The sequence below is a fragment of the Streptomyces sp. NPDC049687 genome, assembly GCF_044465285.1.
GTDB lineage: Bacteria > Actinomycetota > Actinomycetes > Streptomycetales > Streptomycetaceae > Streptomyces.
Genome location: NZ_JBITLN010000021.1, coordinates 40,695 through 51,703 on the forward strand (window position 1 = coordinate 40,695; position 11,009 = coordinate 51,703).

Genomic DNA, 11,009 nt, shown 5'->3' on the forward strand with positions numbered 1-11,009 from the left:
CGGAGTGGGGATGCAGCACGGCAAGTACCGGTTCATCGTGGGGTTCCTGGCGCTCCCCCTCGGACTGTACGCACTCTTCGTGGTCTGGCCGTTCATCCAGTCCATCTACTACTCGTTCACGGACTGGACCGGTCTGAGCCCGGAATTCAAGATGGTCGGCCTGGACAATTACCGCAGGATGCTGGACGACGACATCTTCTGGAAGTCGTTGTGGCACAGCCTGCTGTTCGCGCTCCTGGTGCCGCTGGTGACGCTCGGTCTGGCGCTGTTCCTGGCCTTCATGATCAATGTCGGGGGGCGGAGAAGGAAAGGGGGCCCGGCCGTTTCCGGCGTGCGGGGCTCCTCCTTCTACAAGATCGTGTATTTCTTTCCGCAGGTGCTGTCGATCGCCATCGTCGCCCTGTTGTTCGCCTTCGCGTACAACCCGGACAGCGGCGCGATCAATTCGTTCCTGCGGGGCATCGGACTCGACCATGTCCAGCCCCTCTGGCTCGGCGATCCGGATCTCGCCCTGTGGTGCGTGATGGCCGTCCTCGTCTGGTCCACGGTCGGTTTCTTCGTGGTCCTTTTCACCGCGGGCATGGCCTCCATTCCGGCCGATCTGTACGAGGCCGCCCTCCTCGACGGCGCGGACCGGGCCACCACGTTCTTCCGCGTCACCCTGCCGCTGCTCTGGGACACCGTGCAGTCGGGCTGGGTCTACCTGGGCATCCTCGCCCTCGGCGCCGAGTCGTTCGCGGTCGTACAGATCATGACGACCGGCCCCGGCGGCCCCGACTACTCGACCACCGTCATGGTCCTGTACGTGTACCAGAAGGCGTTCCGTGACGGTCAGGCCGCCTACGCCACCACCATCGGAGTCGCCCTCCTCGTCGTGACGCTGGCCTTCGCCGCCGTCGTGATGCGCCTCGGGCGGCGCGAGCGGCTGGAGTACTGACCATGAAGACGATCGAACCCCCCGTCCCCGCCCCCGCGCCCGTCACGAAGGGTGAGATCCCGGCCGGCAGGGGGCCCGCGGCGCCGAGGACCGAAGGCAGGGTCCTCAACGTCTTCTCGCACGGTGTGCTGGTCCTCTGGGCCGTCATGGTGGTGCTGCCGCTGCTGTGGGCGGTGATGACCTCATTCAAGGACGACGGCTCCATCTTCGGCTCGCCCTGGTCGCTGCCGGACCGGCTGCACCTCGACAACTGGTCACGGGCCTGGACCGAGGCCAACATGAGCGACTACTTCCTCAACACCGTGCTGGTGGTGGGCGGTTCGCTGATCGGCACCCTGGTCCTCGGCTCCATGGCGGCCTATGTCCTCGCCCGCTTCGACTTCCCCGGCAACCGGTTCGTCTACTACCTGTTCGTCGGCGGCATGAGCTTCCCGATCATGCTGGCGCTGGTCCCGCTGTTCTACGTGGTGAACAACATGGGCCTGCTGAACACCCTGCACGGGCTGATCCTGGTCTACATCGCCTACTCGCTGCCGTTCACGGTGTTCTTCCTGACGGCGTTCTTCCGCACGCTGCCGACCTCGGTCGCGGAGGCCGCGTTCGTCGACGGCGCCTCGCACAGCCGGATCTTCTTCCAGATCATGCTGCCGATGGCGAAACCCGGCCTGATCAGTGTGGGTATCTTCAACTTCCTCGGCCAGTGGAACCAGTACATGCTGCCCACGGTCCTCAACACCGACCCGGACAAACGGGTCCTCACCCAGGGTCTGGTCCAGCTGGCCGTCAGCCAGGGCTACAAGGGTGACTGGTCGGGCCTCTTCGCCGGCCTGGTCATGGCCATGCTCCCGGTGCTCGCGGCGTACGTCGTCTTCCAGCGGCAGGTCGTGCAGGGATTGACAGCGGGGGCGCTGAAGTAAACCCCCCGCCTTCACGCGGCGTACACGGACTTCCGGCGCACGGGCTGTCCGCGTACGCCGCTTTTCGTAACGCTCCGTCCCTTTTCGCGCCCCCGTACACCCATGCGCCCCGCCCCGGAATCACGCTTTCCGCAACGCGCCGCATCCGGCTCCGCACACCGCGCAACCCTGGACCGGACCAAGCCGGCCGGTTGTGTACGACCACGCGGATAGTGTTCAACCTCTTGACGGGAGCGGACCCGAACGGCTCAGCTTAGAGTTCACTAGTTGGACATAGACGGGGCCTCATTGAAGCGGTCCCGCGCGCAGGAGGTCGTCGTGGAGACTCCGGGGTCGCAGTCGTCGCTGCATCGGGCCAACCTGGAGCGAGTCGTACGCGCCGTGCGTCTGGCCGGGTCCCTCACGCAGGCGGAGATCGCCCGGGCGACCGGTCTGTCCGCCGCCACCGTCTCCAACATCGTGCGCGAGCTCAAGGACGGCGGAACCGTCGAGGTCACGCCCACCTCGGCGGGCGGGCGCAGGGCGCGCAGTGTCTCACTCAGCGGCGACGCCGGCATCGTCATCGGGGTGGATTTCGGCCACACCCATCTACGGGTCGCCCTGGGCAACCTCGCCCATCAGGTGCTCGCCGAGGAGTCCGAGCCGCTGGATGTGGACGCCTCCTCGAGCCAGGGCTTCGACCGTGCGGAACAACTGGTCACCCGTTTGATCGAAGTCACCGGGGTGGATCGTACGAAGATCGCGGGGGTCGGGCTCGGCGTCCCCGGGCCGATCGATCTGGAGTCCGGCACGCTCGGCTCGTCGGCCATCCTGCCCGGCTGGATCGGCACCAGACCCGCCGAGGAGCTCAGGGGCCGGCTGGGGGTGCCGGTGCACGTGGACAACGACGCCAACCTCGGCGCCCTCGGCGAACTGGTCTGGGGCAGCGGCCGGGGCGTTCGTGATCTTGCTTACATCAAGGTGGCGAGCGGTGTCGGTGCCGGACTGGTGATCGACGGGAAGATCTACCGAGGCCCCGGTGGCACTGCGGGAGAAATCGGACATATTACACTTGATGAATCCGGACCGGTCTGCCGCTGCGGAAACCGGGGCTGCCTGGAGACCTTCGCGGCCGCGCGCTACGTGCTGCCGCTCCTCCAGTCCAGTCACGGCACGGATCTGACGATGGAAGGCGTCGTGCGGCTGGCCAGGGAAGGAGACCCGGGCTGTCGTCGGGTGATCGCCGACGTCGGCCGCCACATCGGCAGTGGAGTCGCCAATCTCTGCAACCTGTTGAACCCGAGCAGAGTGGTCCTGGGCGGTGATCTCGCCGAGGCCGGTGAGCTGGTGCTCGGTCCGATCAGGGAGTCCGTCGGCCGCTATGCGATCCCCAGTGCGGCGCGTCAACTCTCCGTTCTCCCGGGGGCACTCGGGGGCCGTGCGGAGGTGCTCGGAGCGCTCGCTCTCGCACTCAGCGAGATGGGCGATTCGACCCTTTTGGACGGCACCCTGTCCACCGCGACACCTGCCTTCACTTAGAGAACGAATGACGCCGTTGCCATCTCGTTAAGTATTTACTTCTTGACGTCGAACTTGCGGCCGAGTTGACTTCGAGCCACCTCGGCCGCAGCGTTGCGGCCCTGTCAGGGAGGCACACCCCAAATGAACGCAACGATGCGTAGAGTCGTGATCGGCGCCACCGCCGTCTCCATGGCGCTGTCCATTGCCGCGTGCGGCAAGGCCGGCGACGACAATGACAACGACTCCGGCAGCAGCTCGGACAGCAAGTCCATCGGCCTGCTGCTCCCCGACAACGTCACCGCGCGCTACGAGAAGTTCGACAAGCCGTACTTCGAGGCCAAGGTCAAGGAGCTCTGCTCCGACTGTGACGTGCAGTACGCGAACGCCGCTGCCGACCCGGCCAAGCAGGCCCAGCAGATGAGCAGCATGGTGACCAAGGGTGTGAAGGTCATCGTGATCTCCGCCCAGGACTCCGCCGCGATCAAGTCCTCCATCACGTCCGCGGTGGACAAGGGCGTCAAGGTCGTCGCGTACGACCGCCTCGCCCAGGGTCCGGTCTCGGCCTACGTCTCCTTCGACAACGTCAAGGTCGGCGAGCTCCAGGGCCAGGCCCTGCTCGACGCCCTCGGCTCCAAGGCGACCACCAAGTCCAAGGTCGTCATGATCAACGGTGACGACGCCGACCCGAACGCCGGCCAGTTCAAGGAAGGCGCCCACAAGGTCCTCGACGGCAAGGTCGACATCGCCTACGAGCAGTCGGGTCTGTGGAAGGACACCGTCGCCGCCCAGAAGATGTCCGCGGCCATCACCCAGCTCGGTGCCAAGAACATCGCGGGCGTCTACGCCGCCAACGACGGCATGGCCGGTGGCATCGCCAACACCCTCAAGGGTGCGAAGATCAGCGGCATCCCGCTGACCGGTCAGGACGCCGAGCTCGCCGCCATCCAGCGGATCGTCGCCGGCACCCAGGCCGCCACGGTCTACAAGGCCTACAAGCCCGAGGCCGACACCGCCGCCGAGCTCGCGGTCAACCTGCTGAACGGCAAGGACATCAAGTCCCTGGCCGACACCACGGTGACCAGCGGCTCCGGTGACAAGGTGCAGGCCAAGCTGCTGACCCCGGTCTCGGTCACCAAGGCCAACATCAAGGACACGGTCGTCAAGGACGGTCTGTACACGGTCGCGGACATCTGCACCGCCGAGTACGCCGCCGCCTGCAAGTCCGCGGGCCTGCAGTAACCACACGCGCAACCCGCGCATCACGGTCCGGGTCCCGGTACGGGACTCGGACCCAGACCGCCGAGCGGTCCCGCGAACCCCTCCGACGCCTGCCCCACCTTCACACCCCGCTGCCGGGGCGGGCGTCGGACGGAACCGTTGCCAAGTGCAGCGGATTCGCGCATGTTCATCTTGTAAACCTCGTGCGTCGAGCGGCCTCGCGCCGCGTCCCGCACGTCCCTCCGCGCACACCCCCAAGCGCGGCATCCCCGCCGGTCAGGCGGCGAAGGAGATGGTTCACGTGTCCGCTACGCCCGTGCTGGCGTTGCGCGGAGTCTCCAAGCGATTCGGTGCGGTGCAGGCACTCACCGACGTCGATCTGGAGGTCCACGCCGGAGAAGTGGTCGCCCTGGTGGGCGACAACGGCGCAGGTAAGTCGACCCTGGTCAAGACGATCGCGGGTGTCCACCCCATCGATGAGGGCGTCATCGAGTGGGAGGGCAAGCCGGTCAGCATCACCAAGCCGCACGACGCCCAGGGACTCGGCGTCGCGACGGTCTACCAGGACCTCGCGCTCTGCGACAACCTCGACGTGGTCGGCAACCTCTACCTCGGCCGCGAGCTGCTGCACCGGGGCGTCATCGACGAGGTGACGATGGAGAAGAACGCCCGCGAACTGCTGTCCACGCTCTCCATCCGCATCCCGAGCGTGCGCATCCCGATCGCGAGCCTCTCCGGCGGTCAGCGCCAGGTCGTCGCCATCGCCCGCGCCCTGATCGGCGACCCGAAGGTCGTCATCCTCGACGAGCCCACCGCGGCCCTCGGTGTCGAGCAGACCGCGCAGGTCCTCGACCTGGTCGAGCGGCTGCGCGAGCGCGACCTCGGCGTCATCCTCATCAGCCACAACATGGCCGACGTCAAGGCGGTCGCGGACACCGTGGCCGTGCTGCGCCTGGGCAAGAACAACGGCTCCTTCCCCGTGAAGGACACCAGCCACGAAGAGATCATCGCCGCGATCACGGGTGCCACGGACAACGCCGTGACCCGTCGTGCGGGGCGTCGCACCGCGGAGGCGGCAAAGTGAGCGACACGTCGAAGACCGTGAAGAGCGACTCCTCGGAGCCGGAGAAGACCGGGAAGGCCCAGACGGCCGACGCGGAGCAGGCCGCGAAGACCGAGGTGACCAAGGCGGAGACGACCGCGAAGGCCGAGTCCGCGAGGGCCGGCAAGAGCGGCGGCGTGGTCGAGGGCCAGGAGACCGTCGCCCCCGCCGACGACCCGACGGCCGCGCCGGTCGCCGTCGTCGACCCGCGTCTGCTGGTCCGTGAAGAGGGCCTCAAGGGGTACCTCACCGAGTTCAAGCGCAAGGTGAAGGGCGGCGAGCTGGGCTCGCTGCCGGTGGTCATCGGCCTGATCGTCATCTGGACGATCTTCCAGCTGCAGAACGACCGCTTCCTGAGCGCCGACAACCTCTCCAACATCAGCTACTACCTGTCGGCCACCGGCATGCTCGCCATCGGCCTGGTGTTCGTCCTGCTGCTCGGCGAGATCGACCTGTCGGTCGGCTCGGTCAGCGGTCTGGCCTCCACCCTCTTCGCCGTGTTCGTGGTGACCCACGGCATGAACCCCTGGTTGTCGCTGGTTCTCGCGATCCTCACCGGCATCGCCATCGGTGCGTTGCAGGGCTGGTTCTTCGCCAGGATCGGCGTACCGGCGTTCGTGGTCACCCTGGCCGGCTTCCTCGGCTGGAACGGCCTGATGCTGTGGCTGCTGGGTGACAGCGGCACGATCAACATCCCGTCCGACACGGGTCCGGTCCACCTGCTCGGCCAGAGCTCCTTCTTCATGGACCAGGCCATCATCGGCGCCTACCTGCTGGCCGGCCTCGCCGTCGTGCTCTCCCTGGTCGGCAACTTCAACGAGCAGCGCCGCCGCCGGGCGGCGGGCGTGCCGTTCCGGGCGACCGGCGAGATCCTGCTGCGCGTCGGCGCGCTCGCCGTCGCGTCCTTCGCCGCCGCCGTCGTCCTCAACGACGCGGCCGGTGTCTCCAACGCGCTGGTGATCTTCCTGGCGGCGCTGGTGATCGTCGACTTCGTGCTCCGCCGCACGACGTACGGCCGCAAGGTGTTCGCGGTCGGCGGCGGCATCGAGGCCGCCCGCCGTGCCGGTATCAACGTGCCGATGATCCGTATCACCGTGTTCGCCATCTCCGGCGGCTTCGCGGCGGTCGGCGGTATGTTCTTCGCCGGTCAGACCGCGAGTGCGACGCTGAGTGCCGGTGGCGGCAACACGCTGATGCTCGCCATCGCGGCGGCCGTCATCGGTGGCACCAGCCTCTTCGGTGGCCGGGGTACCGTCTGGTCCGCCCTCCTGGGCATGCTGGTCATCCAGTCCATCCAGACCGGTCTGGACCTGCTGAACATGAACACCTCGATCCAGTACATGATCACTGGTGGCGTTCTGCTCGGCGCGGTCGTCATCGACTCGGTCTCCCGCAAGAGCCAGAAGGCCGCCGGCCGAGGCTGACCTGCGGCAGAACCGTCACTGTGCCCGGTGCCCCCGAGGTGCCGGGCACAGTCATGTCATAGGCAGGGCCCATCCTGGGTACGGCCGACGCGTGACCCACGACGCGAGGGCCGGGATCGGTCCGTTCCGGCGGAACATTAGACTCGACGAGCCCGGCAACAGATCGAACAGCTTTTACTGCAAGGAGGCACGGGTGCCGCTGCTGACCCGCATCAGGGGACCGCGCGATCTGGACCGGCTCAGCCTGGAGGAGCTGGACCAGCTGGCAGGGGAGATCCGCACCTTCCTCGTCGACGCCGTGTCCAAGACCGGCGGCCACCTCGGTCCCAACCTGGGTGTGGTCGAGCTCACCATCGCCCTGCACCGGGTCTTCGAGTCCCCCCGGGACAAGGTCCTCTGGGACACCGGCCACCAGTCGTACGTGCACAAGCTGCTCACCGGCCGGCAGGACTTCTCGAGGCTGAAGATGAAGGGCGGCCTGTCCGGCTACCCCTCGCAGGCCGAGTCCGAGCACGACGTCATCGAGAACAGTCACGCCTCCACGGTGCTCGGCTGGGCCGACGGCATCGCGAAGGCCAACGAGATCCTCCACCGCGACAGCCACGTCGTCGCGGTCATCGGCGACGGCGCGCTCACCGGCGGTATGGCCTGGGAGGCGCTCAACAACATCGCCGACGCCAAGGACCGCCCACTGGTCATCGTCGTCAACGACAACGAGCGTTCGTACGCGCCGACCATCGGCGGCCTCGCCAACCACCTCGCCACCCTCAGGACCACCGAGGGCTACGAGCGCTTCCTGGCCCGCACCAAGGAGGTCCTGGAGCGGACCCCCGTCGTCGGCAAGCCTCTCTTCGACACCCTGCACGGCGCCAAGAAGGGCCTGAAGGACTTCATCGCGCCCCAGGGCATGTTCGAGGACCTCGGCCTGAAGTACGTCGGTCCGATCGACGGCCACGACATCGAGGCCCTGGAGTCCGCGCTGGTGCGCGCCAAGCGGTTCGGCGGCCCGGTGATCGTGCACTGCCTCACCGAGAAGGGCCGCGGCTACCAGCCCGCCCTCCAGGACGAGGCGGACCGCTTCCACGCCGTCGGCAAGATCCACCCCGACACCGGTCTCCCGATCGCCAGCTCCGGAGCCGACTGGACCTCCGTCTTCGGCGAGGAGATGGTGAAGCTCGGCGAGGAGCGCGAGGACATCGTCGCCATCACGGCCGCGATGCTCCAGCCCGTCGGACTCGACAGGTTCGCCAAGCGCTTCCCGGAGCGGGTCTACGACGTCGGCATCGCGGAGCAGCACGGCGCCGTCTCCGCCGCGGGCCTCGCCCACGCCGGGGTGCACCCGGTCTTCGCCGTGTACGCCACCTTCCTCAATCGTGCCTTCGACCAGGTCCTCATGGATGTCGCCCTCCACAAGTGCGGTGTGACCTTCGTACTGGACCGGGCCGGTGTCACGGGCACCGACGGCGCCTCCCACAACGGCATGTGGGACATGTCGATCCTCCAGGTCGTGCCCGGCCTCAGGCTCGCCGCCCCGCGCGACGCCGACCAGGTCCGCGCCCAGCTGCGCGAGGCCGTCGCCGTCGACGACGCGCCGACCGTGGTCAGGTTCTCCAAGGGCGCCGTCGGCCCCGCCGTACCCGCCGTGGGCCGCGTCGGCGGCATGGACGTGCTGCGCGAGCCCGGTACGGCCACCCCGGACGTGCTGCTCGTCTCCGTGGGCGCCCTCGCGCCGATGTGCCTGGAGATCGCCGGCCTGCTCGACAAACAGGGCATCTCCACCACCGTCGTCGACCCGCGCTGGGTCAAGCCCGTCGACGAGGCCATGGCCCCGCTCGCCGAGCGGCACCGCGTGGTCGTCACCGTCGAGGACAACAGCCGGGTCGGCGGGGTCGGCTCGGCCGTCGCCCAGGCCCTGCGGGACGCGGGCGTCGACGTCCCGCTGCGCGACTTCGGCATCCCGCCCCGCTTCCTCGACCACGCCTCCCGCGCCGAGGTCATGGCGGAGATCGGACTGACCGCCCCGGACATCGCCCGCCAGGTCACCGGACTGGTCGCCAAGCTCGACGGCAAGTACGGCACCCAGGCCGCCGAGGTGGACTCCGTGGAGCCCGCCCGCGACTGAGTCCGCGTCGGCAACACGACACGCCCGGATGGGTCGGTTCCCCACTGTGAGGAGTGGTGAAACCGGCCCATTCGCGTTAACCGGCCCGCGCCGGGGCATACGACCTACGCCCCCTCTCGATCATGTCGAGGACGAGACAGCGTGGGAGGTACCAGTGAGCAGCACCCTCTTCAGGACGAAGAAGGTCGAGCAGTCCATCCTCGATACCGAGGAGCCAGAGCACGCGCTCAAGAAATCCTTGTCCGCGCTGGATCTGACCGTCTTCGGCGTCGGTGTCATCATCGGCACCGGCATCTTCGTCCTGACCGGCACCGTCGCCAAGAACAACGCCGGACCCGCCGTCGCCCTGGCCTTCATCGCGGCCGGGGTCGCCTGCGCGCTCGCCGCGCTCTGCTATGCCGAGTTCGCCTCCACCGTCCCGGTGGCCGGCTCCGCGTACACCTTCTCGTACGCCTCCCTCGGTGAACTGCCCGCCTGGATCATCGGCTGGGACCTGGTCCTGGAGTTCGCGCTCGGCACGGCGGTGGTGGCCGTCGGCTGGTCGGGGTACATCGCCTCGCTCCTGGACAACGCCGGCTGGCACCTGCCGGAGGCGCTCAGCGGCAGAGAGGGGGCCGACGGCTTCGGCTTCGACATCCTCGCCGCCGCCCTCGTCCTGGTGCTCACCGCCATCCTCGTGCTCGGCACCAAGCTCTCCGCGCGGGTCACCTCGCTCGTCGTCGCCATCAAGGTGACCGTCGTCCTGACCGTGATCATCGCGGGCGCCTTCTTCATCCACGGCGACAACTACGACCCGTTCATCCCGAAGGCGAAGGCCGTGGAGGCGGGCAACAGTCTCCAGTCGCCGCTCATCCAGCTGATGTTCGGCTGGGCGCCCTCCAACTTCGGCGTGATGGGCATCTTCACCGCCGCCTCCGTCGTCTTCTTCGCCTTCATCGGCTTCGACGTCGTCGCGACCGCCGCCGAGGAGACCCGCAACCCGCAGCGCGACATGCCCCGCGGCATCCTCGGCTCACTGATCATCTGTACGGTCCTGTACGTCGCCGTGTCGATCGTCGTCACCGGGATGGAGCACTACACCAGGCTCTCCGTGAGCGCCCCGCTCGCCGACGCCTTCAAGGCCACCGGGCACCCCTGGTACGCGGGCTTCATCAGCTTCGGCGCCGCCGTCGGCCTGACGACGGTCTGCATGATCCTGCTCCTCGGCCAGACCCGGGTCTTCTTCGCGATGAGCCGCGACGGACTGCTGCCGCGCTTCTTCTCCCACGTCCACCCGCGGTTCAAGACCCCGCACCGGCCGACCATCCTGCTCGGAGTGCTCATCGCGATCCTGGCCGGCTTCACCAGCCTCAGCGAACTCGCCGAGCTGGTGAACATCGGCACGCTGTTCGCCTTCGTGGTCGTCGCCATCGGAGTGATTATCCTCCGCCGCACCCGCCCGGACCTGCCCCGCGCCTTCCGCACCCCCTGGGTGCCGGTCATCCCGATCCTGTCGGTGTGCGCCTCGCTGTGGCTGATGCTCAACCTGCCCGCGGAGACCTGGCTCCGCTTCGGCATCTGGATGGTCGTCGGCTTCTTCGTGTACTTCCTCTACGGCCGCTCCCACAGCCGGCTCGGACGCCACGAGGAGACGACGGCGGACGAGGTGCAGGGGGGAGGGAACACCGCCCAGGGCTAGGGCGTGTGGTGAAAGTCCCGCCTGCCCGGCGGCGGCGGGGCCCCCCCCCCCCCGCGGGGGGGGGGGGGGGGGCCCGCCCCCCCCCCCCCGCGGGCCCCCCCCCGCCCCCCG

8 protein-coding genes are annotated in these 11,009 nt (G+C 68.2%); all 8 read left to right on the top strand.

Going from position 1 to position 11,009, the window contains the following annotated elements; all coding sequences use genetic code 11:
- Positions 1 to 10 precede the first annotated feature (10 nt).
- The 8 genes from ACIBVL_RS39595 (at position 11) to ACIBVL_RS39630 (ending at position 10,898) form a co-directional block, all read left to right on the top strand.
- Positions 11 to 937: a carbohydrate ABC transporter permease gene (locus ACIBVL_RS39595; protein WP_399105469.1), complete on the top strand. Its 927-nt coding sequence runs from the start codon at positions 11 to 13 to the stop codon at positions 935 to 937.
- A gap of 2 nt (positions 938 to 939) precedes the next feature.
- Positions 940 to 1,854: a carbohydrate ABC transporter permease gene (locus tag ACIBVL_RS39600; RefSeq protein ID WP_399105471.1), complete on the top strand. Its 915-nt coding sequence runs from the start codon at positions 940 to 942 to the stop codon at positions 1,852 to 1,854.
- Positions 1,855 to 2,172: 318 nt separating this feature from the next.
- On the top strand, positions 2,173 to 3,372 hold the full coding sequence (locus tag ACIBVL_RS39605; protein ID WP_399105473.1) for an ROK family protein: 1,200 nt from the start codon (positions 2,173 to 2,175) through the stop codon (positions 3,370 to 3,372).
- 135 nt (positions 3,373 to 3,507) lie between these two features.
- The gene (locus tag ACIBVL_RS39610; protein WP_399105474.1) at positions 3,508 to 4,593 is read left to right on the top strand and encodes a sugar ABC transporter substrate-binding protein; all 1,086 of its coding nucleotides are present in this window, start codon (positions 3,508 to 3,510) and stop codon (positions 4,591 to 4,593) included.
- A 271-nt stretch (positions 4,594 to 4,864) separates the two neighbouring features.
- Complete coding sequence (locus tag ACIBVL_RS39615; protein ID WP_358999009.1) at positions 4,865 to 5,656, top strand: ATP-binding cassette domain-containing protein; 792 nt, start codon at positions 4,865 to 4,867, stop codon at positions 5,654 to 5,656.
- A 155-nt stretch (positions 5,657 to 5,811) separates the two neighbouring features.
- Complete coding sequence (locus ACIBVL_RS39620) at positions 5,812 to 7,098, top strand: sugar ABC transporter permease (protein ID WP_399105574.1); 1,287 nt, start codon at positions 5,812 to 5,814, stop codon at positions 7,096 to 7,098.
- 193 nt (positions 7,099 to 7,291) lie between these two features.
- Positions 7,292 to 9,220, top strand: a complete 1,929-nt coding sequence (gene dxs, locus ACIBVL_RS39625; RefSeq protein WP_399105477.1) for a 1-deoxy-D-xylulose-5-phosphate synthase — start codon at positions 7,292 to 7,294, stop codon at positions 9,218 to 9,220.
- A 154-nt stretch (positions 9,221 to 9,374) separates the two neighbouring features.
- Positions 9,375 to 10,898 (top strand): amino acid permease, encoded by a 1,524-nt coding sequence (locus ACIBVL_RS39630; protein WP_399105479.1) that lies wholly within the window; start codon positions 9,375 to 9,377, stop codon positions 10,896 to 10,898.
- Positions 10,899 to 11,009: the final 111 nt, after the last annotated feature.

Coding starts and splice junctions, on each gene's coding strand:
- ACIBVL_RS39595 (WP_399105469.1), top strand. CDS start 11: ATGCAGCACGGCAAGTACCGGTTCATCGTGGGGTTCCTGGCGCTCCCC.
- ACIBVL_RS39600 (WP_399105471.1), top strand. CDS start 940: ATGAAGACGATCGAACCCCCCGTCCCCGCCCCCGCGCCCGTCACGAAG.
- ACIBVL_RS39610 (WP_399105474.1), top strand. CDS start 3,508: ATGCGTAGAGTCGTGATCGGCGCCACCGCCGTCTCCATGGCGCTGTCC.
- ACIBVL_RS39615 (WP_358999009.1), top strand. CDS start 4,865: ATGGTTCACGTGTCCGCTACGCCCGTGCTGGCGTTGCGCGGAGTCTCC.